Origin of the sequence: Shewanella sp. LC6 (assembly GCF_006385735.2) — a bacterium.
Lineage (GTDB): Bacteria > Pseudomonadota > Gammaproteobacteria > Enterobacterales > Shewanellaceae > Shewanella > Shewanella xiamenensis.
In genome coordinates this window covers 1,019,220-1,044,731 of record NZ_CP043902.1, presented here as the reverse complement: position 1 = coordinate 1,044,731, position 25,512 = coordinate 1,019,220, and the positions used below count along the sequence as shown (strand labels likewise).

At 46.5% G+C, this 25,512-nt stretch carries 19 protein-coding genes; 11 read left to right on the top strand and 8 right to left on the bottom strand.

Going from position 1 to position 25,512, the window contains the following annotated elements; translation table 11 throughout:
* The first annotated feature begins 303 nt into the window (after window positions 1-303).
* Window positions 304-1,038 carry a DUF599 domain-containing protein gene (locus FJD32_RS04705; RefSeq protein ID WP_037421785.1) on the top strand — a complete coding sequence of 245 codons (735 nt, stop codon included), beginning with the start codon at window positions 304-306 and terminating at the stop codon, window positions 1,036-1,038.
* A gap of 94 nt (window positions 1,039-1,132) precedes the next feature.
* Entirely contained in the window at window positions 1,133-1,312 is a 180-nt protein-coding gene (locus FJD32_RS04700; protein WP_011623867.1) for a helix-turn-helix domain-containing protein, read from the top strand.
* Window positions 1,313-1,362: 50 nt separating this feature from the next.
* On the opposite strand, the gene cyaB is transcribed toward FJD32_RS04700, so the two are convergent.
* The 3 genes from cyaB to cydD are packed head-to-tail and all read right to left on the bottom strand — an operon-like array spanning window position 1,363 to window position 5,645.
* Entirely contained in the window at window positions 1,363-1,947 is a 585-nt protein-coding gene (cyaB, locus tag FJD32_RS04695) for a class IV adenylate cyclase (protein ID WP_055647746.1), read from the bottom strand.
* A gap of 27 nt (window positions 1,948-1,974) precedes the next feature.
* A complete protein-coding gene (gene cydC / locus FJD32_RS04690) occupies window positions 1,975-3,726 on the bottom strand; it encodes a cysteine/glutathione ABC transporter ATP-binding protein/permease CydC (protein WP_055647745.1) in 1,752 nt (583 codons plus the stop codon).
* Window positions 3,723-5,645, bottom strand: a complete 1,923-nt coding sequence (cydD, locus tag FJD32_RS04685) for a cysteine/glutathione ABC transporter permease/ATP-binding protein CydD (RefSeq protein ID WP_055647744.1) — start codon at window positions 5,643-5,645, stop codon at window positions 3,723-3,725. Before cydD ends, cydC begins: the two co-directional genes overlap by 4 nt.
* Before the next feature lie 400 nt (window positions 5,646-6,045).
* Here cydD and FJD32_RS04680 point away from each other — a divergent pair, with 400 nt between their 5' ends.
* The gene (locus FJD32_RS04680; protein WP_055647743.1) at window positions 6,046-6,564 is read left to right on the top strand and encodes a type II secretion system protein; all 519 of its coding nucleotides are present in this window, start codon (window positions 6,046-6,048) and stop codon (window positions 6,562-6,564) included.
* An 83-nt stretch (window positions 6,565-6,647) separates the two neighbouring features.
* Here FJD32_RS04680 and FJD32_RS04675 read toward each other — a convergent pair whose 3' ends face one another.
* A complete protein-coding gene (locus tag FJD32_RS04675) occupies window positions 6,648-7,697 on the bottom strand; it encodes a DUF3626 domain-containing protein (protein WP_088586740.1) in 1,050 nt (349 codons plus the stop codon).
* A 407-nt stretch (window positions 7,698-8,104) separates the two neighbouring features.
* On the opposite strand from FJD32_RS04675, the gene FJD32_RS04670 reads away from it, so the two are divergent.
* Window positions 8,105-9,721: a DEAD/DEAH box helicase gene (locus FJD32_RS04670; protein WP_140907010.1), complete on the top strand. Its 1,617-nt coding sequence runs from the start codon at window positions 8,105-8,107 to the stop codon at window positions 9,719-9,721.
* Between the two features lie 128 nt (window positions 9,722-9,849).
* Here the strand turns inward: FJD32_RS04670 and FJD32_RS04665 are convergent, their stop codons facing one another.
* Complete coding sequence (locus FJD32_RS04665) at window positions 9,850-11,550, bottom strand: methyl-accepting chemotaxis protein (RefSeq protein ID WP_140907009.1); 1,701 nt, start codon at window positions 11,548-11,550, stop codon at window positions 9,850-9,852.
* Between the two features lie 284 nt (window positions 11,551-11,834).
* Here FJD32_RS04665 and FJD32_RS04660 point away from each other — a divergent pair, with 284 nt between their 5' ends.
* The 3 genes from FJD32_RS04660 to FJD32_RS04650 all read left to right on the top strand — a co-directional run bounded on the left by FJD32_RS04660 (window position 11,835) and on the right by FJD32_RS04650 (window position 14,878).
* Complete coding sequence (locus FJD32_RS04660; protein ID WP_140907008.1) at window positions 11,835-13,082, top strand: cysteine desulfurase; 1,248 nt, start codon at window positions 11,835-11,837, stop codon at window positions 13,080-13,082.
* 51 nt (window positions 13,083-13,133) lie between these two features.
* Window positions 13,134-13,577 (top strand): SufE family protein, encoded by a 444-nt coding sequence (locus FJD32_RS04655; protein WP_140907007.1) that lies wholly within the window; start codon window positions 13,134-13,136, stop codon window positions 13,575-13,577.
* Window positions 13,578-13,687: 110 nt separating this feature from the next.
* The gene (locus tag FJD32_RS04650) at window positions 13,688-14,878 is read left to right on the top strand and encodes a membrane dipeptidase (RefSeq protein ID WP_088586736.1); all 1,191 of its coding nucleotides are present in this window, start codon (window positions 13,688-13,690) and stop codon (window positions 14,876-14,878) included.
* A 44-nt stretch (window positions 14,879-14,922) separates the two neighbouring features.
* Here the strand turns inward: FJD32_RS04650 and FJD32_RS04645 are convergent, their stop codons facing one another.
* Window positions 14,923-15,249 carry a cupin domain-containing protein gene (locus FJD32_RS04645; RefSeq protein WP_140907006.1) on the bottom strand — a complete coding sequence of 109 codons (327 nt, stop codon included), beginning with the start codon at window positions 15,247-15,249 and terminating at the stop codon, window positions 14,923-14,925.
* Between the two features lie 137 nt (window positions 15,250-15,386).
* Here FJD32_RS04645 and FJD32_RS04640 point away from each other — a divergent pair, with 137 nt between their 5' ends.
* On the top strand, window positions 15,387-17,672 hold the full coding sequence (locus FJD32_RS04640) for a toxin-antitoxin system YwqK family antitoxin (RefSeq protein WP_140907005.1): 2,286 nt from the start codon (window positions 15,387-15,389) through the stop codon (window positions 17,670-17,672).
* 65 nt (window positions 17,673-17,737) lie between these two features.
* Here the strand turns inward: FJD32_RS04640 and FJD32_RS04635 are convergent, their stop codons facing one another.
* Entirely contained in the window at window positions 17,738-18,112 is a 375-nt protein-coding gene (locus FJD32_RS04635) for a PH domain-containing protein (RefSeq protein ID WP_037421824.1), read from the bottom strand.
* Between the two features lie 142 nt (window positions 18,113-18,254).
* On the bottom strand, window positions 18,255-20,171 hold the full coding sequence (locus FJD32_RS04630; protein ID WP_140907004.1) for a U32 family peptidase: 1,917 nt from the start codon (window positions 20,169-20,171) through the stop codon (window positions 18,255-18,257).
* Between the two features lie 187 nt (window positions 20,172-20,358).
* Between FJD32_RS04630 and rluA the strand changes: the two genes are divergently transcribed.
* From rluA to FJD32_RS04615, 3 genes are all read left to right on the top strand, one after another.
* Window positions 20,359-21,036, top strand: a complete 678-nt coding sequence (gene rluA, locus FJD32_RS04625; protein WP_055647735.1) for a bifunctional tRNA pseudouridine(32) synthase/23S rRNA pseudouridine(746) synthase RluA — start codon at window positions 20,359-20,361, stop codon at window positions 21,034-21,036.
* 95 nt (window positions 21,037-21,131) lie between these two features.
* Complete coding sequence (asnC, locus tag FJD32_RS04620; RefSeq protein ID WP_011073571.1) at window positions 21,132-21,593, top strand: transcriptional regulator AsnC; 462 nt, start codon at window positions 21,132-21,134, stop codon at window positions 21,591-21,593.
* Window positions 21,594-21,801: 208 nt separating this feature from the next.
* Window positions 21,802-25,419 (top strand): S8 family serine peptidase, encoded by a 3,618-nt coding sequence (locus tag FJD32_RS04615; RefSeq protein ID WP_140907003.1) that lies wholly within the window; start codon window positions 21,802-21,804, stop codon window positions 25,417-25,419.
* The last annotated feature ends 93 nt before the right edge of the window (window positions 25,420-25,512 follow it).

Sequence of the window (25,512 nt, the reverse complement as noted above, 5' to 3'; positions counted from 1 at the left end):
CTTGATTAAAAATCAGGGGGTGAAGCCCCATGACGTTGATTCACCTCGGCCGTTAGGCCATGATTCAAGATTCGTGACACAACCCCAACACATTTTTCTCACTCACTTACCTGACAAGAATTTCCTCAAAACTGAGTCTCACTAAGCAAGAGGTTTCAAAGCCAATGTGAGCGGCTTCAAATTGTGAATAGGCGAGATTTGAAAGCGATATGAGGGGATTGCGCCTAAGAGATAAAAACCTTCATAATCGCCGTTCAATCAACTGATTTTTTACTTTCTCAACGTCACTTTCTCAAGGCAACTATGACATTCTCGCTATTAGATATTTCTGCATTGACGTGGTTTATCGTTTCTTGGGCTGGCTATACCGCTTTTGCCCGACGTAAGGCGAAGGATACCGACTGTATTGCCCGTGGCCTGCATAAGCACAGGATCTACTGGATGCTCGAACTGATGACTCGAGGCGTGCGGGTAGGCGATGCGGCGTTATTAGCGAACCTTGAACGCAATATTGCCTTTTTTGCCTCGACCACGCTATTCGTGCTCGCAGGGGTACTAACCCTATTTGCGCAGGTTGAACGCCTTGAGGCCGTGATTGCCACTATTCCCTATGCGACGCCACCAAATCATTCATTGGTACAAGTTAAATTAGCGTTATTAGTGGTCATTTTTGTGATGGCGTTTTTCCAATTTACCTGGTCGATGCGCCAATACGGCTTTGTGAACGTGATGATAGGCGCAGGCCCAATGGATAGCGAAGGCGCCAACGACAACCTCAAAGCCTACGCGCGGCAAATGGCAACGGTGCAAGACCAAGCCGCCCACTCCTATAACTATGGCCTGCGGGCTTACTACTTTTCGATGGCCGTGCTCTGCTGGTTCGTGCACCCTATCCTATTTATTTTGGCTAGCCTGTTTGTGGTGGTCACCCTCTATCGCCGCGAATTTAAATCCCGTGCTGTTATGGCCATTACCGCTGCGAAGGCACATTTAGGAACCGAATACCAAGCGCGAGAAACTCAGCGTCAATCCAAGTAGTCGTCATTTAGCCTGAGACTGCGCCAGTAAAGCGCAGTCTAATTCTTGTTCTATACTCATTGGGTTAATCACCAATCAATAATGGGAGTGAACCATGAGTGATAATCTGTTAACAGTGGATGAAGTGTGCAAGTTGCTGGATAAGAGCCCTGCGACGATTAAACGCTATGCGCGGGAAAACCTGCTCAGCAGCGTGAAAGACGGTGAAGAATTGCGATTCCCCGAAGAAGAGGTCAAACGTTACTTAGCCTTTTCGCAGCGCTTAGGAAGATAAGCCGCCGCGCCTTTGTCGATTCATCCCCAAATGGACTTGGGATGCCTCGCTTATCCTTGTATAGCCATCTGTAACTGTTTGTAAGATAAGAATTCTCGCTGTGATTCCTCTAGCCCAAGTTCTGCGGCTAAGGCGAGGAGCTGCGCTTCATAGATGGGCAACTTAGCTTCATCATTAGTCATGATTGCAAGCTCGGCAAAGTCTCCTAAACCTTCGAGCCAATCAAGCGTTAAATGAAATTCCCCGAGAAAATACACGCTGCGGCGTTTTTTAATCTCAAGCACACATTGATAGCCTAAAGTCCGTAGCATACTTTTGGCCTTGTTGGCATCCGTGATATTGACCGCCTCACAACGGTCTTTCTCGGGTCCTTTCACAATCCACAGCATGATGCCAGAGGGCTGCATCTCACGAATACACAGGCTTTTATGCTCCGCCGCTAACGACACTGAGGGCGAATCAAAATAGCAGTCATGCTCAAGATTATCCTCGAGCATCACCTCGGGGGATTTGGTGCTTAGGCGTGCCCAAAAGGCTTCACGGTCTGTAAGCCGATACTTAAGCTCAACCTCAAACTTGCCGTTAAAATGAGCGTTAATTTGCGGCGCAAGCTGTGCAGGCATAAAATTATTCATCAACTATCTCCATGATTACAACCTAGTTCAACCTAATCGACGATAAAGAGCCTGGTACGCCGCACATTCCTTGAGCAGACTTTGATGATTTCCTGAAGCAACGATTTTACCCTCAGCCATAAGGTGAATTTGGTCCATCTTGGCCATCGCCGTTAAACGATGGCTAATCATGAACAGAGTTTTATCCTTTGCAAATTCAAGTAGTAAACTTAGAATTTCCCGCTCGGTGCGCTTATCTAAGCCCTCGGTTGGCTCATCTAACAGTAACAAAGGCGCATCACGCAGCAATGCCCTTGCCACGCCAATTCGGCGCTGCTCACCGCCCGATAACTGCCGGCCGCCCTCGCCAATCCACATATCGAGAGGCTTGTCGCCTTTAAGTAATTCGCCTAAACCAACCTGTTGTAATACTTGGATAAAACGCTCGTCATTGGCGGTACGCTTTTGCCCTTCTGGCACAGGCAAGGCAATGGCAAGGTTCTCCCGCAGCGTGCCCGCGTACAGGTAAATCCGCTGGCTCACGACTGTCATCGCCGATCTTAATGCGCCCTCGCTATAGTCACTCAATTGATGACCATCAAGGTAAATCTGACCGCTTTGCGCCTGCCACTCTCGGGTAATTAAGGACAATAAACTGGATTTACCGCAGCCAGTGGAGCCCAATAGCGCCACCTTTTGGCCCGGCTTTATCTCGAGGGATAAGCCCTGAAGCACGTGCTGGCTTTCGCTATAACTAAATTGGATATCGCGGATCAGCAATCCACCAGAGGTCGCCTTAAGATCTGTATCTGTACTAAAACGAATATCGCTTTCTTGCTCGGTGATTTCGTTAATACGCGTTGCCGCCAGCACACAACCGGACAAATGTTGGAAGGCGCCCGCAATCGGCATCATCATTTCCACACAGGCCATAGTGGCAAACACCATCAAGGCGAACATCGGGCCGGGAGGCACGGCATCGCCCACGCCATTGGCGGCTAAAAATAGCATCATGATGAGTGCCGAGCCCGTCGCCAGGATCAGCATGGCTTGGCTTAAGGCGGTGATATTCGCCATCGCCCCTTGGCTAGCAAATAACGCCTGCTCAGCCTCGTCGAGCTTGTGTCTGTATCTGGCGTTTGCACCAAATAAACTCAGCTCCGCTTGGCCTTGTAATATATCGAGTAACTGCACTCGATATTGGCGTTTAGTCTCCAGCATATTGCGGCTAGGCGCATGCCCGAGACGATAAAACAACAGTGGTAGCAGCAGCCAAATCACCACTAAAAACAGGCACAAACTTAAGGCCAGCTTGGCATCAAACCATGCGAGGAACAGATACAAAAATGCCGTCATCAGCAAGGAAGCCGCCATCGGCGTCAGTAGTCTTAAATACAGATGGTCGAGCGTATCTATATCCGCCACGAGACGATTGAGCATATCCGCGCGGCGCAATCCTTGTAGATTTTTAGCGCTGAGCGGGAAGAGTTTTCGCCACGCCCACACCCGTAGTTCGGTTAATAATTTAAAGGTTGCCTCATGGGTTGCTAAGCGCTCACCGTAACGACTGGCCGTTCGCGCGATAGAAAGGAAACGCACGCCCCCCGCGGGAGTAAAAAAGTTAAAGGATTGGGAGCCGATAATAGTTAATCCCGCCACCGCCGTCGCCGATAAAAACCAACCCGACAACGACAATAAGCCAATCCCCGCCATCAAAGTGGTAAGGGTGAGCACTAGCCCAATAACCATCATTAACCATTGATGGGAGAACAATCGAATGAAGGGAAGGAGTATTCTCATTGTGCACCTCCCTCTGTTGTCCCTAACGCAATATCGACGCGAGTATCAGGCATTGGTGTATCCAGCTCAATATCGGCTACCGACTCGGTATTTTCATGCAACATGGTTTGGAATAAACCCGCCTGCATAGAAAGAGTCGCAAAGTCGCCTCGCTGGACAATCAATCCCTTATCTAAGACTAAGATCGACTGCATCCGATCGAGCTGATCTAATCGATGGGTCACCATAATGCACATCTTGCCCGCCATCGCACGGTTCAAGGTGAGCGTTAATAGTTGCTCGCTAACACTGTCTAAACTCGCGGAGGGTTCATCAAGGATAAACACCTGCGACGCCTGTGCTAGCGCCCGCGCCAGAGCTATACGTTGTGCCTGCCCAACCGATAGGGTTGATGATTGTTCACCGATAGCTGTCGCTAAACCAAGGGGTTGCATGCGCACAAATTCATGGATATTGGCTTGCTCTAACAAGTGCCACACCTGCTCGTCTGTAATATTAGGATTGGCTAGGGCTACGTTTTCCCGCACTGTGCCATGGAATAACTGTGGCTCTTGTCCAAGCCACGCTAATTGGCGCCGCCAGTAGGCAAAATCAATGCTGGAGAGCTCAACACCATTAATCAGTAACTTGCCTTCATAGGGTAAAAATCCTAATAGCGCGTTGAGTAAACTGGTTTTGCCTGCACCACTTGGGCCAACTAAGGCTAAATGTTCCCCCTGTTTCAATTCAAAACTAATGGGCCCTAATAAGCGGCTGCCATCAACGCTAAAGACCTCAAGTTCTTCAGCTATCAGGCTTTCAATCTTCTCAAGTCTGGTATCACCAACGACTGAGTCTGTTGGCTGAGGCTCGGGATGCTCAAGCAGAGTCATTAAAGCCTGCGCGGCACCAATCGCCTGCGCTTTGGCATGGTAGTGAGTGCCCATATCCCTTAACGGCTGATAAAACTCAGGCGCTAAAATGAGGATAAACAAACCGACAAACAGGCTAAAAGGTAAACCTTCATTCGTATTAGGCCCAATTTGAGCGTGCGCGCCATAGTAGCCAAAATCGAGGTGACCTAAGTAACTAAAACCAAAGTAAACCGCTAATACAGCAATCGACACCGCCGCAAAAAACTCCAGTACCGCCGAGCTTAAAAAAGCCATGCGCAGCACCGACATGGTTCGGCTGCGAAACTCCTCCGATGCCTTTTCAATCACCTTCAGCTCAGCATCGCCTCGATTGAATAGCTTTAAGGTCGCAAGCCCTTTTAATCTATCCATAAAGTGGCCACTTAATCTGGCTAAAGCATTGAAGTTTTTACGATTGGCATCAGCAGCGCCCATACCGACAAGGATCATAAACAGCGGGATAAGGGGCGCGGTTAACAGCAAAATCAGCCCCGCCGCCCAGTTGATGGGAAACACGGCGATGAGGATCAATAAGGGGATCACGCCAGCAAGCGTCATTTGCGGTAAATAACGAGCATAAAAATCTTGTAAATCTTCAACTTGCTCTAACACTATGCTTGCCCAACTGCCAGCGGGTTTGCCTTTAATAAACGCAGGGCCGAGCCGAGTTAATTTATCCATTACCACACTGCGGATCTGTTGGCGTAAACGCCTACCCGCTTCAAAACTGGCACGCTCGCGGCCATAGGCAAGTATTGCTCGCAATAACATTAAGCCAATCAAGGCCATAAAATGCGGCAGATAATCACTCGCGCTGATAACAGTCTGAGCGCTATCGGCGCCGAATCCGAGCAATCCATTACCAATAATCACACCATCGAGGAGAGTAGCAATTAAATAAGCCTGCACGATCAATGCAATAGCACTTAATATTCCACACCAGACCGAAAGTTTAAGAAACCAGCCACAGGCCTTTTTTTGCGACTTGAGCCAAACAAGAAGGGACTTTTCTAACGACTTATCCATGGTGCTCCAACAAAACCAACACTGCAGTAAATTGTAGAAATCGATCTAACGCTTACCAATCAATGCCAAGGACTTGCAATAAGCGAAAAGCTTCGATAGGGACGCAGTATCGCAGGCATCCCCAACAGATGAAACCTTGGACGTATCTTTTGCTAAAAGATTCACGAAAATGCGATGATGATCAATAAATTCAGATTTAGCTCACACAGATAAATACTTCACGCCTATAAACACTTATCTAGAACCACGTATTCGCACTCTCACATATCATCAAACTTAAAAATCTTTGTTGATTAGGGATAACCCTATTTAACGAGGATAAAGACTAAAATATTAGCTAACTGGTCATTAGCGAAATTGTTGGATAAGATAGGAATAATTTTCAAGGAGTTAGATAGCAATGACAAACAAACATTCCGGTTTCACGTTAATAGAACTTGTTGTTGTGATTATTATTTTGGGCATTTTGGCTGTAGTGGCTGCCCCCAAATTTGTTAATTTACAGTCTGATGCGTACAAAAGTCAGTTGTCGGGTGCATTGGCATCAATGAAGTCTGCGGTCACCTTATTCAAGGCAAAATCAGAAATCGCCAACACAGGTACGACTAATCGTGTGGTTTTCGATGGTATTCGGGGCGAGAATTACCAACCTTGGGCCGCAAGCAGTAGTGGCACAGCACCTAGTGCGGGCTACACAACACCACCTGAAATTTTTAATGCCGCAGGCTTAAGCGTGAATGATTGGTCCTACCGTATTTATACATCCAACGGCACCTATCAAGTCATTGCAACCCCAAAGCAAAAGTTAAATCTCGCGACCCCTACTCAAGCAGAGGTATCTGCAACTAATTGTTATATAGACTATAAATGGGAGACAACAGGTGTTCCGACCTATACTAAGGTTGACACAGGTTGCTAATCACTGAGGCTTGTTGACGTTTTGGGCGCAATCAAAACGTCAATAGTGCGCATGTAACCATATTTAGTGACCCTATTTCAGCGCTAAGGCTGAATACCACCGTATTTGACTAACACATGCCAAAGTAGCTTGAGTTCATGGGCTACTTGAGCACGATTACCTCGATCTCGCCAATGCTGGGGCGAATGGTATAAATCCCGCGCAGCAACCCCAATGGCATAAGCATCGACGCTATCGTCAATCGCAATACGTTCGGCCAGAGATGGCATAGTGGGTCCACGGAAATCGCTAGGGATCTGTGCCATATGCAGGCTAAAACCATTATGGTATTGCAGCTCAATGTCGTAACGGTCGCACAACTTAGTTAACGTTGCCCCGATTTCAGTCCCTTTAAAACTCGGATCGGCCACCAGCATGGCAATATCTTCATCGAGTGACACGTCACCGTGAATTTGCGCTTCGATATAATGATCAAGATTTGTCGACATCGGGCGTTCAAAGCGGGTAAGCAATGACGAATTAAGCTGATGCGCCAAATAATGAATCACATTTAGAGGCTTAAAGTCCGCCTTACCCAAGGCATAGTGGCGCTCAAAACTCTCGGTCAGCAGTGCCGCTAGCACATCATCAAAACAAGATAATGTCCCCTTTTCCTTAGGATTACGGTAAGAATCAAGGTAAGTAAAGGTCGAGCGCGTGAGCAATTGTGAGTGGGTGAGCAGATAACAACTGCCAAAACGCGGGGCGGGGCCATCCTGCCACATGCCTAAATCTAAAGCGCCATACTTAGGGCGGGATTTGGTTCCTTTATACACATCGCCAAATAGCTGATTTTCCCAATGATCCCTTGGTCCTCCAAGCTCAGGTGATAACTGCCCATTGGAAATATGGGTCTCGAACTGACTACGGTATTGCCCATCACGTAGAAGCCCTTCGGCGACTGTTAGACCTCGGCTGTCGATTCTGTCGGGATGGAAATGCAGTGCAACGCGGCCACACTGAAATAATTGCTTGAGTGCTAACTGCATCTCCTGCATGGGGATATTCGACATCTGCTGCACGTTTTTAATCACAGCCACGGCCTGCTCACTTCGCCCACGTGCAAGGCGTTCAATATGCTGTATTGCTGTCATAATCCACCCGCCATGAGGCGTTAATATTCCTGAGCAGAACTATCTTAAGAATGCAATGGTGCAGAATTCAACCTGCAAACGGAAAAACATCCCGTGAATCTTTACATATCCCGTTTATGAATATGTCTGGCCAACACTTTGGCAACCTATTGAGGAATCTTGTTAATTTTACCTCAAGTTGAACTACTTATAAGCAATCAAATTAACATAAACGTGATCTTTCGCTAAATACTGAACAAGATACTGATAGGTCGATAAATTAGCCACTAATGAAATAGGATTTTTATGCCTTTATACAACAAAATGCTTTCAGTCGTAGCACTGAGGCCCCTGTTAATGTAAGCTGCACGCCCGCCGTTCAGGCTATACCAAAGCAACGATGCGATGTTGCCACAAGAGATCCATTAATGAGTTTTTCCGCCTTAGGTTTATCCGCACCACTCCAAAAAGCCGTATCCGAACAGGGCTATGACACGCCATCTCCCATCCAAGCGCAGGCAATTCCAGCTGTACTAACGGGCAAAGACGTCATGGCTGCGGCCCAAACGGGAACAGGAAAAACCGCAGGTTTTACGCTGCCATTACTGGAATTACTCGCTAAAGGCCAAAAAGCCAAGTCAGGACAAACTCGCGCCTTAGTCTTAACGCCTACGAGGGAACTGGCGGCACAAGTTGGTGAAAGTGTTGAAACCTATGGTAAATATCTACCACTGCGTTCAGCCGTGGTCTTTGGTGGCGTGCCTATCAACCCGCAAATCAATAAATTACGTCATGGTGTTGATGTGTTAGTTGCCACACCAGGGCGACTATTAGATCTTGTGCAACAAAATGCAGTGAAGTTTAATCAACTTGAGATCTTAGTGCTCGACGAAGCGGATCGTATGTTGGATATGGGCTTTATCCGTGATATCAAAAAAATCCTTGCACTCTTACCCGCTAAGCGACAAAACCTGATGTTTTCAGCCACCTTCTCCGATGAGATCCGTGAGCTTGCAAAAGGGTTAGTCAATCATCCGGTTGAGATTTCCGTCACGCCGCGCAATGCCGCCGCAACGACGGTTAAGCAATGGATTTGCCCCGTTGATAAAACGCAAAAATCAGCCCTGCTGATCCAACTCATCAAACAGGAAAACTGGCAGCAAGTGTTAGTGTTTTCGCGTACTAAACATGGCGCAAACCGACTCGCGAAGAGCCTTATCCAAGCCGACATTAGCGCTGCCGCGATCCACGGTAATAAAAGCCAAGGTGCGCGCACTAAGGCCCTCGCCGACTTTAAGAGCGGTGAAGTTCGCGTATTGGTTGCGACCGATATTGCCGCCCGCGGTTTAGATATCGATCAGTTACCGCAAGTTGTTAACTTTGATTTACCTAACGTGCCTGAAGATTATGTGCATCGCATTGGCCGTACCGGCCGTGCTGGCGCCACAGGCCAAGCCGTTTCATTAGTCAGTAGTGAAGAAATTAAACTGCTTAAAGATATTGAGCGATTAATTAACCGCGTGCTCGAGCGCCAAGAAGTTGCAGGTTTTGGCCCCGTGCATGCTCTGCCCGAAACAACGCTCACTCCCCAAGGCAAAAATCATAAAGTAAAAGCCGTGGCAAGCCAGCGTAAACACCGCAGTGCAGGAAAACCTGCCCCACGATCTGGTTCTGGCCGTGATGTGTCTCAAACATCAAGCGTTCGAGATGGCTGCCACGATAAGCACAGCACGCCATCACGCAACAGCAATGAACATCATAATACCGAGGCAGCAGTTGCACGCTCGCCAAAACCAAAGAGTAAGCATCCTCAGCGCGATGGCGGCACAACTAACAGTGCAACGGCGGGGAACAATGCAAAAGCGAAACCGCATTCAGGTGCACAGCAACGTAGCCATGCAGAACGAAGCGACAAATCAAACAATGATGGACGCCGCCAAGAGCAACCCAAAGGCCGCCATCCACACAGTGCAAAACCAGCTTCGAATGAGCCGAAACAGCACTCACATCGCGCAGATAACCGCCCGAATCGTGTTAAGCCTTAATCGCGTTAACTAATAATCGCCGTTAAGCTTCAGCCAGTTATCCTAAAATACACAATAAAAATGCCCAGAGCCTAAGCGCTGGGCATTTTTATTTTACTAAACAAATTGATATCGATAGTGCTAAATCCCTAGACTGTGCGCACCTTAAATTGCAGCATCGCTTCACGTAATGAATTTGCCTGTTGGGAGAGTGACTCACTAGCTTTAGCCGTTTCAAAAGCGCTGCTAAGCACCGACTCACCTGAATCCCGTATGGTATTGATCCGTTCACTGATATCCTCAGCCGTGACAGCTTGTTCCTCACTCGCGGTAGCCACTTGCGCATTAGCCTGCGATAACTGGGTTAAGGCATCCGAAATCTCAAACAAGTTTTGTTTGATTTGATTGACTAATAGAGAGGAGTCTTTGATTTGTAATTCATTTTTACCAAATGAATCAACAGCTGATTTCGCATCAAGCACTAAAGTTTGAATAAGTTCACTGATTTCCTGTGTAGCCGTTTGGCTACGAGTTGCCAATGCACGAACCTCATCGGCAACCACGGCAAACCCTCGACCTTGCTCACCCGCTCTTGCCGCCTCAATAGAGGCATTTAAAGCTAACAAATTGGTCTGGCCTGCAATCGCATCAACTACAGACACAAAATTTAAAATTTTACCCGTACTGGCCTGTAACTGTTGGATCAGTTGACTGGATTGCTGAGCGCTAGCTACTAATTGTTGAGCAATTTTCTCACTCGCGTCAACAACGGCACAGCTTTCTTTCACTCGGCTTTCCGCTTGTCCAGAGGAGTAGGATGCACTCTCGGCGCTGCTAGCAACTTCAGTAATTGTCGCCGCCATTTGGGTCATGGAGGTGGCAACTTGATCTGTATCTTCCTGCTGACTAAGTATCGCTTTACGGTTATTTTCAGCTACAGCATTAAGCTCTGTAACCATAGATGCGATTTCTTCACTGCGACCAATCACTTGCCCAACGGTTTTACTGAGGGTTAGGGCCATTTGATTCATACTAATAGTCAGCTCGCCCAGTTCATCTTTCGATTCTACTGTTAATTCTCGGCTAAAGTTTCCCGACTCCATCATGGCTGCTGCATTACGCAGGCGCATAATCGAACGCACTATGTACTGACTAAAGGCGATTCCGATAACTAAACCTAAAATCAAAGCGATAGAAGAAATAACTATTAAGCCGTAAATGGCGTCTTGCTCTTCGTTCTCGGTAACAGTGACTGCTGTTTGTGTCATTTGCTCTAAACGCAACGCAAACTGGCTTAGCTGGGTATTAAATTCACCTTGGGTTTGTTCAAGTTCATTCACCTGTTGCACCAATGCCGCAGGATTAGTGCGTTGCTGGATTGCGGCGACCACGGTGGCAAGCTTTAGATCGTAATCTCGATAAACTCGAATAATATTGGTAATTTCTTGGGTTAACAGTTGTGTTTTATCTCGTAACTCTGAAGATTGGGGATATGCTAGCGCCTCATTGAGCATGGTTTGGGTCGACATCAACTCATTATTAATCCGCTCTTTATGTTGAATAACTTCTCCAATAAAGCCGTCAATTAATCGCTCCTGCGCTGAAACGGGTATCTCAGAGGCTCTGAAAGCCTTCTCAAGGCTAATCGAACTCTCAAGCTGCAAGATAGTAACTTCATTCGATAATTTCACTAATGGTATGTTTTCTAATGCAATTGTGTGAATTTCATCAGCAACCCGCTTCATTTTAAGCAAGCTAAATCCTGCTAATAACAGAATCAGTAGCAGCATAATGCCGATTAAACTGCCCATTTTATATCTGATCTGCAAATCTCTTAAGAAGCCAAGCATAAGGATGCTACTCCAACTGCCAATGTCTTATTTGTCTTTATTTAGCATAGTCGGAGTTTTTGGCTTTGCAGTGACGAGCAAGCATGACTAAACAAAAATAGTGGCAATCTGCAAACTTAACGTTTGAGTCTACGACTTAAGCATAAGGAAAATTTGAGACTGAATCTTGGTTAAGCTAAACCGCCATAATAAGAGAGTGGGATGCCATAAACGCCTGTGAAAACTTGCATTTGACGGGAAGATATCCGAAGATCCCAACGCCTTTTTATTGCGTTAAGCCCTAGATGACACACTCAACCTCGACCGACACGCTATTGCCCGATAGCCATAGCCAAATCCGCGCGCAATTTCCCACCCTCTCGCAAATGTTGGGCGATTATCCCCTTTGTTATCTTGATACTGCGGCCACCAGCCAAAAGCCGCAGTGTGTGTTAGAGGCAATGGCACAGTATTACCAATACGACAATGCCAATGTGCACCGTGCGGCGCACCAGTTATCGGCGCGCGCCACCTCAAGTTACGAGAAGGTGCGCGATCAATTGCAGGTATTTATCAATGCCAAGCGCCGTGAAGAAATCATTTTCACCCACGGCACTACTGAGTCCATCAACTTAGTCGCTTTTGGCTTAACGCCCCAACTCAAATCTGGCGACCTTATTTTGATCGACAGCGCCGCCCACCACGCCAACATTGTTCCGTGGCAGGAATTGGCCAAACGCACGGGCGCTATCATTAAACCTATTCCGCTGACTCAAGATTGCCGACTTGATCTTAATGCCTACCAAGCCTTGCTGGAACTGAAACCCAAGGTTGTCGCTCTGTGCCATGTATCCAACGCCTTAGGTACAGTGAATCCTGTTATCGAGTTAGTGCAGCAAGCCAAGGCACAGGGCGCCATCACCTTAGTCGATGGCGCGCAGGCCGTGGCACATTTAAGCGTTGATATGGCCGCCATCGATTGTGATTTTTATGTGTTTTCTGGCCACAAGATGTACGGTCCGACGGGTATTGGCGTGCTTTATGGCCGTTTCGAGATACTAGATAGCCTTACACCGCTGCTTACGGGCGGCGAAATGATCAAACGCGTCAGTTTTGATGGCACCGAATTTGGCAGTTTGCCTAATCGCTTAGAGGCTGGCACACCGCCGATCAGTGCAGTGATTGGCCTTGGCGCCGCTATCCGCTTTTTACAGCTAAGTCTTACCCCAGAGGTTAAGGCCCATGAAGCAGAGCTGCTTGAGTATTTGCAAAACCAACTACGCGCCCTTGGCGATGTGCATCTGTATGGCGCGCATCGCGATAATATTGGCACAGTCGCTTTTAACCTTGCCGATGAACATCATCAGGATGTGGGCATTTTATTAGATCAACAAGGCGTTGCAGTTCGCTGCGGCCATCACTGCGCCATGCCCTTAATGCAAATCCTTAACCTTAAAGGCTGTTGCCGCGCATCGATTGGTATCTACACCAATAAAACCGATATCGACCGCTTTATTGCCGCATTGGCCTCAGTTAAAGAATTGCTACTCTAAGCTTTATCCTGAAAGCCATCAGCAAAACAGATAAAAAGAGGATAGTTTCCCATGACATTGCCAATCATGCCCCCAGTAACCGATTTTGCTTACCAAGTTGAGGATGCTGCGACATTACTAGCACGGTTTGAGCAGGCACCAAACTGGCAGGAAAGATATCGCCAAATCATGTTGTTAGGTAAAGTATTACCGAGCTTAACCAATGAGCTTCGCCTTGAGTCTGCTCAAGTGAAGGGCTGCGAGAGTGATGCCTGGCTGTACCATATTGAGCAAGACGGTAAGCATTATTTTCTGGCCGATAGTGATGCGCGCATCGTGAAGGGGTTAATCGGTTTACTGTTGAGTGCCTGTCACGGCAAACAGAGCGACAAGATACTCGCCTTCGACCCTTCCGCCTATTTCAAACAATTAGGGCTAGAGGGCCAATTAAGTCCCTCGCGAACCAACGGCTTACATGCCTTAGCTAAGGCAATGATTGATGCGGTAAAACCCTAAATCAATCTGCGGGTTAAATCGACAAAAGAGGGATTTAATCAAAGACTTCTATGCTTTAACAGGGTATAAAGAAGTACAAATGAGCTTAATCTCAAGGAGAGTGCACGTCCATGAAGGCTATCAATCACCGTCGCCGAACTCTGCTCAAAGGCCTCAGTGCAGTTACTGGATTGAGCGCCGCCAGTGCATTAAGCCCTTTTGCCAGTTTCTCTAGTCTTGCAGCGCCGCTTCCTCCACGTGCACGGCGCTTATATATCGATGGTTTATCCTTTTTGCCCGATGATTTAGCCGATGTTCGCGCCTCAGGCCTCGATGCCTTTCTGTGTGATATCTCCGCCATTGAAACCATTGAACAAGCCGACGGCACCTTAAACTACAAGCGAACCTATAAAGCCTGCCTGGACAGCATCCAGCAAGCAGCAAAACGGGTGAGCGAGCATCCCGATATCCTCTTACAAGGCTTAACAGGACGCGACATCCAGCTTGCGAGGGAGAGCAATCGCACGGCAGTTTTCTTTCAAATCCAAGGTGCGGACTGTGTTGAAGATGATAGTGATGCCAACCAATGGGCCCGTGTCGATGAGTTTCATCGCCAAGGCCTACGCGCACTGCAACTCACTCACCATTATGGCAATACCTTTGCGGGCGGAGCGCTAGATAACGATGCCAATGGCGGACTCAATAAACCGCTGACGAATCATGGGCGAGCGCTTATCGCAAAACTCAACCAAGCCAATATATTAATCGATGTCAGCCACTCAAGCGCCCAGACCGCGTTAGATGTGGCTAAACTGAGCCGCGCGCCAATCGTTCAAAGCCATGGCGCGGCGCGCGGGATCGTTAAACATGCCCGTTGTAGCCCAGATGAAGTGATCCGTGCTATTGCTAATTCAGGCGGTGTTTTTGGTGTCTTTATGATGAGTTTTTGGCTCACCAATAAGGCCGTCCCAACGATCAATGACTATATCCGCCAATTAGAATATGTGGCCCGGGTCGGTGGAGTTGATTGCGTTGCCATCGCCAACGATTTTCCGCTCAGAGGTCAAGAAAACCTATTAGCCCTGAATAACGAGAATACTCAAGGTGTTAAGGAATACCAGGATTGGTGGTACAGCCTAAGGGCCAAAAAAGTATTAGGCTTTGATGCTGAGCCAAGGCATGTAGTGATCCCTGAGTTAAATCATATCGAACGCATGAGTCGGATTGATGATGCCCTAGCCAAGGCCCGCTTTAAGTCGACCGACCGCGACCGCTTTATGGGCGGCAACTGGCAACGAGTGTTAAATCAAGTATTAATCTAAATCCAATTGATTAAGCAGCGCTATCGCTCTACAGAAAACATTACTTATACCAAAGCATCATAAAATACCGCCAGCCATAGGGTTTCGCCCTCTAAACCAGTCGAAGCGACGCGGTGTTTTTCATGGGGCGTGATGGTGAGATAATCCCCTGGTTTAAGCGTTAACAACCTGCCTTGTTCAAATTCGAGTTGTGCCTCCCCTTTGAGCAACATCACCCATTCATATTGGGTTTGATCGTACCACTCTCCTGTGGGGGTCGAATGGCCTTTAGAGATAATGCGCTCAATCTTCACATTGCCATTTCCGGCAAGGGTTTCAAACACTTCTTGTGAAAGATCACTTGGGAGTGACTGATAAAAATTTTGTAGCATCATGAATCCAGATCTCGACTTAAGGGCAAGATAATCTATTGAGAAACCAAAGTATAACCCGTTATCATAGGCCTATTTGACTTAAGAAATTTACCAGATAAGTCAGTTGTATCATATGGATTTGGAGATGTTGACCTATGTCGTTGTTGAACGCATTTAAAGCAAAGTTGTTTAATACCAAAGAAAAACGCGGCGTCCAGCAAGACATTCCATCTCAAGCAGCTCGGCCGCAAGCCACTCAAGCAGCCTCCTCGTTTAAGCCTTATTTTAGCCTTGCCATCCAAGCCACTCCGGCGCAAGCCAATCGAGTGGATACTCAGGCAGCGATAAATCGATATTATTTTGATAACCCGCAAACCATTGAACTCCTTGGCTGGGAACATAAACATGAGTCCTGTACTTTTCACGATACTCAGTTTGACAGCATTGAGGTCAATGGACCTGGGCAATATTTTTATCTAGGCAAAGATAAAACCTGTAGTCTGCTCCCTCATCCCAATAATGCCCAGCAAACACTATGGCAAGTTGAACTCTATAACCAACAAGATTTAGTGACTTGCCATTTTATTATCGACTCAGCTCATACCGTTCAAGGCGATATGCAAGATTTCTCCAGCCTCACAGGGAAATTGCAGCGTACTTTACATCAAATTCATACCGAGCAAGGGCGCTCGCTGCTGAGGATAATCACCCTATCCCCTAACATCACTCAGGCGGTAGATTGCAATTACTTTGGTGAGCGCAACGGGATAACGCGCCAGCTCAATGCCTTAGGTGTACTGCAATTTGAGGGGCATTTCGTTAATGACCAACAACTTGGCCGCCAAACTTGGTACGACCATGAAGGAAAAATCAATCAAGTCGAAGAACGCCAGCTCGATGGTATGTTACTCACCTACTACCATAGTAATGGTCAGATAAGGGAAACCGCAGAAAAGGATAGCGAAGGCAATTATATCAATCAGTTAAAACGCTATTATGAATCTGGCAATCTATGGCTGACGCGCCCAATGGTGGCAAATCACATCCACGGAATTGAGTATATGTACTATGAGGATGGCAAGCTGCAAGCCGAATTAACCCATGATATGGGTCAGCCTGTTAACGAGCTTTGGTATCATCCCAATGGCAATCTTAAGCAAGAGGTCCACTTCAATCAGGTAGGCAAACGCATTGAGACTTACTATGAAGATGGCCAACTCGCGTGGCGAGTACAACTCAATTCACAGGGAGTAAATGAAGGCCTGCGACAAGAATGGCACCCCAATGGCGTGCTTGCAAAACAGCTCAATTTTAGTAACGGTATCGCCCATGGCAACAGTGAACAATGGTATCCCAATGGGCAGTTAGAACAGTGCATTCCCTTTGAAAATGGCCATGAACAGGGCCTTGCCACTTGGTACCATGAAAATGGCCAACTCGCCCTTGAAATCTACCTTGAAAAGGGCTTAAGAGAAGGATTATTTCGCAGTTACTATGAAAGCGGTGTCCTATCTGCCGAAGGTCAATATCGACATAATCTCTCGATCGCGCCTTTTATTGAATACTATGAAAACCAACAAATTCAAATGTATTTGCCCCATACCCAAGGCAATCGTGATGGCACAGCACGCTGGTTTTATGAAGATGGCACCATCCGCACTATTACAGAATATGTCGTTCGAGAGGGACAGGGTTATCTCAAACAAAGTAGCGCCTACAACAAGCAGGGCATCCTTGAATCCTTTGAGAGCCACTCAAATACTCGCTGCGGCTATCATCTTGAGAATAATCAAAGGCAATACTATCAAGAAGGCACTCCTGATACTCGGATAGAATACTATCAAGATGGGACAATTCGTTGGTTGTTGACTCGCTTAGAAGGGGAACGATACAGCTCAAAATCCTTTTCTGAACAAGGCAAACTCATCGAAACGGGTTTTATCACCTATATCGATGGTGATTACCTTGATGTCGGCCATTGGCAACGATTTACGCCTCAAGGGCAACTGTATCGTGAAGCGTGGCTCAGCGACGATGGTAAGCTCAATGAAAGCCGCCATTATTTTGATGGCGCAGAGGATACACAGGAACAAACTGCAACAATTCAAGCTGGTGCTGATAAAACTCACTTGAATCTTACAGAAGTGACTTCAACTGGAGCAGACACCGCAACCTGGCAGCAAGCAAAACAACCCGCTCCTATCCTCTCTTATCATTTAAAATTTGACCCAGATAGCCAACTCTACGCCATGAAGCGCTATCACCCCAACAGCCAAATCGCTGAGGAGGGTAACCTACACTTCCAAGGAGAAGAGCAATTTTGGGTCGGCATCCATAATCAATATGATGAGCAAGGTCGAATCACACTATCAGAAACTTACACTATGAGCGGCAAACCGATAGAACAGTCTAACGACCTAAACTACCGAGTATTAAATTGATTGGATATAAGCAAGCACACCTGCTTGCTTATAATATCTTGATATAAAAGTATTAAATCAAAAGACTACAGTGCGAAAGTGGCGATAGTCTTTTGGATCCCGACCACATCGGTGCCGCGCTTAAGCTCTTTTACCAGTGGCTCACTTCGACCTGAAATCCAAATTCTTAGCTCGGCATCCATATCGAAATGGCCTGTAGTTTCCACTTCGAAATGGGTGATGGATTTATAGGGCACGGAGTGATAGCTGGTTTTTTGGCCCGTGAGCCCTTGCTTATCAATTAAGATCAAGCGCTTATTGGTAAATACAAACAGATCACGGACCACTTTATAGGCCAGCTTTAATTCTTCCTGAATCCCCATGATTGGGCGCAGCTCTTCGGCCAGCTCCTGTAAATTCACCTCAGAAGCATTTCCGAGCAACCCATCTAATAGTCCCATGCTGACATCCTTTATTATTAAAATTTTTCAATAAAGTATCCTTTCAGTAACCCATAGGCAACAATGAGAAAGCTGAGCAGCTGAAAAACAATAAAAAAGGGAGCATTGAATGCTCAATGCTCCCTTACTATGAAGGCGTTAATTAAAGCGCTTTTTGGCCGCGAACCTGACGGTTTTCACCGACAACCAGCATCTCGCACTTAGGACAATCAAATACTAACTTAAGTACATCGTTACCGATTTCGAGCACCATAGGATCGGCCTTTATTCCCGGCACTTCCTTAGGACAAAGATTAAAGTTAAATCTCAGGCAGTGCTTAGTCACCATCAAAGGCACGTCTTCAGTCACGCCGTTTTTCTCGTAGGTATCTTGAATTTCAATCACGCCATGGCGTTGATAAAAATCCTTCGCCTTTTCGTTTGCCACGTTACCTAAGTAACTTAAGTGTTTGAATGGATACACAGCATCTTGGTTATATTTCCAAGGTTTTGGGCGCTGGTAACCTTCAACACGGGCAAGTTCTAATGCCGCTACCGCATCACGGCGCAGGCCGTTAAGGGTTGAAGCAGGCAGGAACCAAGGCTGAGCGGTTTCGATACTGATCTGGCGCGCCGTAAAATCGGTACTGCCAAGCTTCGATAATTGTGTACGAATCGTCTGCAAGGTTTTTTCAGCGTCGGTGGCGGGTGTCTTTTCGACTTCCAACTCAACCGTAGCACTGAGGCCGTAGATATCGGTTAAAGTCAGCGCTACGCCCATAGCGGTATCGGTTAAACGCATATCTACACCGATAATTCGCTTGGCCGACTCTTTCGCTAACAAGGCTTCAAATGCCTGATTATGGTTACGGTATAAAGTCATACCAACACGTAAATCCCGTGGAACTTGTAACACATGCAGCTTATGGCCTTCGGCGCGGTTTACCCGTAAACCTTGCAACTTGTCGTCGGACTGCTTTGCCATCGCATAATTGGGTGGAAAGTAAGCCAACCCATCACCGTTATTAAATTCGTGGGTTGAACTGACTTGAATAAAACCCTTACCAAGAGCAACCACTTTACCCACATCTTGGCCAATATATTTGGGCGAGCGAAAATCTTTAATCCCTTGGCTACGCTCATGGACAAAATAGTCGGTGCTGCCACGATTAAAGGTTTTTTCGGGATCTGGGGTAAACGTATGCTCAGTACGGCCATGGGATGAAGCCACAAACTCAGGGCGACGCGCCATAATGGCATCGAGTTTTTGGCGATAATGAGCAGTCACGTTTTTTACATAACTTAAATCTTTTAAACGCCCCTCAATTTTGAAGGAGCGAACACCGGCATCAATCAAAGCTTCGAGGTTATCGGTTTGGTTATTATCTTTTAATGAGAGTAAGTGCTCGTTTTGCGCCAACACATCCCCTTGGCGGGTCTTAAGATTGCCCGGCAGACGACACATTTGCGAACATTCGCCGCGGTTAGCACTGCGATTACTAAAGGCATGGCTTAAGTTACATAATCCACTGTAGGCCACACACAGGGCGCCGTGGATAAAGAACTCAATCTGCATATTGGTATGAGCCGCAACCTCACGGATTTGGCTTAAGCCCAACTCGCGCGCCAGTACCACCTGCGAGAATCCCACTTGCTCTAAGAAGGCAACTTTTTCGGGATTACGGTTGTCCATTTGCGTACTAGCATGCAGCGCAATCGGCGGCAGGTTAAGCTGTAAAACCCCCATATCCTGCACAATCAGCGCATCGGCGCCCGCGTTATACACATCCCAAATCAGTTTTTCTGCGGTTTCGAGCTCATCGTCCATCAGAATCGTATTGAGGGCGACAAACACTTGAGCATGATACTTATGTGCAAAAGCACATAGGCGAGCGATATCTTCCACACTGTTACCCGCCGTTGCACGCGCCCCAAATGCTGGACCACCGATATAAACCGCATCGGCACCATGGCGAATGGCTTCAATACCATAATCGGCATTTTTTGCTGGCGCCAATAACTCTAGACGGTTATTAACGTGAGAAAGTGTCTCAGGGGTGTAAATCTCTGGCTGGCTCATACTTCACAGGCTCAAAATGAACAATAACGAAAAAGGTGACGAGTATAACAAAAACTCAAATCCAGCTCTATCTGCAAATCATTTTTCGCTGGATTAAAGCGAGGCGAACTCAGGAGGAGAGACAACAAACTTGCACCCCAGAGCCGAGCGGAGTATCTTTGCCGCGCATTATTGAATAGGCGCGATTATGACTGATTTTATTTACCAACCACCAACAACTCCCTGGCTCGATGTGCTTTACCAAGATAAAGACATTATCGTCGTCAACAAGCCTTCGGGGTTGTTATCAGTGCCTGGTCGCGATCCCGCCCATTACGACAGTGTGTACGCCCGAGTAAAAGCTGAGCATCCGCATTGCCAAATCGTCCATCGCCTTGATATGGCGACCTCAGGTGTAATAGTGGTTGCGCTCATTCGTAGCGCCGAACGCGAATTAAAACGCCAGTTTCATGATAGAGAAACCAGCAAAACCTATCTCGCCAGAGTCGCCGGCCATGTCAAAAACGATACAGGTAGCGTAAATTATCCGCTGATCTGCGACTGGCCCAATCGCCCAAAACAGAAAGTTGACCACGACATTGGCAAGCCATCATTGACCCATTTTGAAGTGTTAAGCCGCGCCAAGCGCTCGACGCTGGTTAAACTCAAGCCGATTACTGGGCGCTCACACCAACTCAGAGTACATATGATGGCACTCGGCCATCCGATCCTAGGCGATGGCTTTTACGCCGATCCACTGGCCAAATCCTTAGCACCGCGATTATTACTCCACGCCGCAGAGCTTACGATCAAACACCCATATACGGGTGAACCTATGACATTCAGCGCTAATGCCTCCTTTTGCGAACCAGAAGGTGAGCAATGATCATTAAAAACAATTAAAAAACGCAAAAGCAGTAGCCATTCCCTATAAAAAAACGTAACTTTATGACAATTCATTATGTTATAGAGAGTTTATTTATGGAAACCGCATTTCAGCGTGATCAGCTAGATAACCATATCCTCGAAGCCTTAATGCAAGACGCGCGCACACCTTTTGCCGAACTTGCCAAACGTTTCGGCGTGAGTGCGGGTACCATTCATGTGCGTGTCGAGAAAATGAAACAAGCGGGGATTATCACGGGTGCCCAGATCACCATCAATCCCAAGGCACTGGGTTACGATGTCTGCTGTTTTATTGGAATTAATCTCAAAAGTGCTGGCGACTACCCCGCCGCCATCGCCAAGCTAAACGCCCTAGAAGAAGTGGTTGAAGCCTACTATACCACTGGCAACTACAGCATTTTTGTCAAAGTCATGTGCCAATCCATCGATGGCCTGCAACATGTGCTGATTAACCGCATCCAATCAATCGACGAAATTCAATCGACTGAAACCCTGATCAGCCTGCAAAACCCGATTACACGGGCAGTAAAGCCTTAATCAACCCACGAATATAAAGCTCAACAAACAGAACGATATATTGCAAAAGTATGACTTAAGTCTTTTTTACTTCAAAAGTGTTAACCGTACGATATTTTTGTGTTACAATTCCATTGCTAGCCACAAAATGCGCAGCATAATTATAACAATTTAGCTACAAGTGCGATTAATTTTGCACTACAAGCATTAATTGACAAGGAATGAAGTTGTGAAGACAAAACTATCTATCGCTATCTCCGCGGCACTATTATCAAGTGCTGCTGTTGCAGGTACAACTGCTCAGTACAATACAACCAATCAAACAACTGATAAGTATGCAGGCTTAAGCGTTACTAAAAATGATAGTAACGAACAAAAACAAGCTGTAGCTTGGATGGTAAAATTAAAGGCACCTTCTCTTGCGCAACAAAGCCAGCTAAAGGGATTTAATAAGCAATCGGTCATGAGCCAAATTGAAAGCTCTCAAACCAAAGTCAAAAATGCAATTAACAGCATGGATGCTGATTTAAAAATTGTTGCAACAACATCAAAATTAGTAAACTCGATTGTTGTGGAAGGTAATCATAAGCAAATTGTATCCCTGCTTAACAACGCTGAAGTAGCGGCTATTCTGCCAATCTATGACTACAAACTAGATGTTGCCGCAAGCGCTGAATACATCAAAGCAAAAGCAGTGATTGATGCAGGTATTGCCTCGGGTAAAGGTCAACGAGTGGCTGTGCTCGATACTGGCGTTGACTATACCCACAAAGCCTTAGGTGGCTCAGGATTAGTTGCTGACTACAAAGCAGCCGTCGCAGCAAAAAGTGAAATGCCAAACTGGCCACAAGGCAAAGTCATTGGAGGTTGGGACTTTGTTAATAATGATCCAAACCCAATTGATGTCAGAACCAATCATGGTACTCATGTAAGCCATTCTGTTGTTGGAATAGCTCCAGATGTTGAGCTGCTCGTATATTCAGTATGTAACTCTGGCTGTTCTGGTATCGCTCAATTAAACGCTCTTGAAGCCTCTATGGATCCAAACGGTGATGGAGACATCAGCGATCGCGTCGACACAGTTAACATGTCGTTAGGCGGTGATTTTGGTGATGTTGAGGACGGCGCCGTTCAAGCCATGATCAATGAAATGGTCAAACTAGGTGTAAACCTTGTGATCTCAGCCGGTAACGATGGTCCAACACCTTTTGTGGTCGGTGGCCCAAGTACCACTAATAGCGCTCTTTCCGTTGGCGCAATGACACATCCAACGACTAAAGTTGGCAAAATTGAAGCATCCATAGCGGGTAATACAGTCACAGCAATTGGTGCTGGATTTAATAAATCCAATGCTTATAGCTTCACAAATACCGTTGCACCGATTGTTTACCCTGCTGCCAATAAAAATGGCTGCGCGGCTTATACTGAAGATTTAACAGGCAAAACGGTGCTAATTGACCGCGGAACCTGTGGTTTTACAGTTAAGGTACTAAATGCTCAACTAAAAGGAGCCTCATTTGTTATTGTGGCTAACAACGCAGCCAATGCTGGTGCGATTGTGATGGGCGGGACCGACGACAAGATCACCATTCCTTCGGTAATGGTTTCTAAGGAAGATGGCGATGCAATAAAAGCTGCACTCGCATCTGGCGATGTTCCATTTAGTATTACATCAACTGAAGTCACTACCGCAGGTGCCATTGCGACCTTTACGTCAAGAGGTCCATCAATCGGCGGAACCTTAAAACCTGAGATCACCGCACCTGGTACTGATATTCTCACCGCACACCCAGGATTAGGTGAAGGATTAAGTCCAATCAGCGGCACATCATTCTCTAGCCCGATTACAGCAGGTGCCGTCAGTATCATTCGTGAAGCCTTACCTCATCGCAATGCATTTGAGGTAAAAGCGACCATCATGAACGCGGCTAACCTTGATGTAACGCTGGAACCTAAAGAAATCAACCCTGATACAGAGCTTGCACCTATCAGCTATATCGGTTCAGGTTTAGTTGACGTAGAAAAAGCCATTAATCTGCCCGTTGCGGCTTGGAATAAAGACACTAAACAAGCGGCGTTAGCCTTTGGCTTATTAGCGCTCAACAAAACCACATCAATCACTAAGACAGTTACTGTTAAAAACTTCTCTACGGCTGAAAAAACTTACGCCTTAAAAGTCGCTCAACGTTTCCAAAACGATCTTGATTCAGGCGCCTTAAGTTTTGCATTACCAGCCAGTGTCACTATTCCTGCCGGACAAACCGTTGATTTTGATGTTACTGCAACGATTGATCCAACTAAGTTGCCAGAATGGACGCTAACCTCATCATATGAACTAGACGGAACTGCTGCAGATGCATCAGTAGCACTGACGCTATCTGAATACGATGGTGCAATTGAGTTCATGGATGGTGAATCGAAAGCACTCCACTTGGTATACCACGTGTTACCTAAAGCAGCGGCGGCAATTTCAGTTGAAACTGAAGTCACTGAAGACGGTTTAGTTCGTACACTAACCAACGTTGGTGCAACCTCAATTACCGATCCATTTACAGCTCCATTGATCGCAACAAGCCCTGTCGACGAATCTAAACGCCATGACTTGTTAAATGCATCGAGTGAACTGTTGCTCAGTAGCTCATGTGATACTGGCATTGCAATCTATAACACCTTACAAATGCGCGATCCTATCGTTCATGCGTTAGTGGCCAGTTATGACGTAGACTATGACCTAAACAATGACGGTGTTTGGGACTACACAGCAGCCACCGCAAACCTAAACTGGTTTAATGATGCCTATCCAAGATCAATCTATGGTTTAGTGGCTAAATATGGCACTTCATCAGGTACGCTAGAGCCTGTTTTCCACGTCACAGGTAATGACTTCCTAACTAGCAAAGTGTGTTTTGAAGACATGGGGTTAACTGAAGCAGACTTAGGTAAAACCATTAAAGTTCGTTACCGTGTAGAAGACAGTGATTGGGCTCCGACACCTTCTGGTGATGAAGACAGTGTTGTTGCATCGCTTGTACTTGATGGCTCAGGAACATCAGCCATGTTAGTGGATAGCGATGGAAAAGAAGTCACTGAACTCAAACCAGGTGAAAGTGCGATTTTAGAAGCTCAAGTTGGTGATAACGCTAAAGGCTTTATGTTCCTGTCGGACTCAGGCTCTATGTCTGTTGTAGCTAATACCACTGATGAAGGTAACTCAGCGCCAACGGTAGAAAACTTAACACTATCAGTTAAGAAAGGTACTGCTGCTGGAACCGTATTAGGACAAATAAAAGCGACTGACCCTGATATGCTGACAAGCCCGTTCTCCGAATTTGTGACTACAGGCTCGAATAGCAGTATGGTTTTAGTTGCTAAAGATGGAACAGTACGCTTAAGTGACGACGCTGTAATTAATCAGCAAAGCAAAACTATGGAAGTTGAAGTTATTGCTCTAGATACGATGGGGAATGCTTCTGCACCAGCCAAAGTGACAGTGTTGATTAATAACACTAAACCAACTGTTGCCCCGACAAACATAGTTATTACTGAGAATACAGCAACTTCAATCAAGGCAAATGGCGTAGATGCCGATAATGACGTATTAACCTATAACTGGGTGCAAACAAGTGGTACGCCAGTATCGTTCACGAATGGTGGAAACCAAATTACCTTTACTACGCCAAATGGATCTCAAGAGTTAACCTTCTCTGTAATTGCAACTGATGGAAAGCTTGAGAGTGACATTGGAACTGTAAAAGTGACAGTTTTAGATAACCCATCCGGCGGTGCGCTGGGTTGGTTAACGGCGTTGTTATTACCTCTGGCGGCAATGCGTCGTCGTATGAAGTAATCTGTTCACATAAGTAAGTAAACAAAAGGGAGTCTAAATGACTCCCTTTTTATTATTCAATGTGTCCTGTCCTGAAATACGTGAGACATTGAT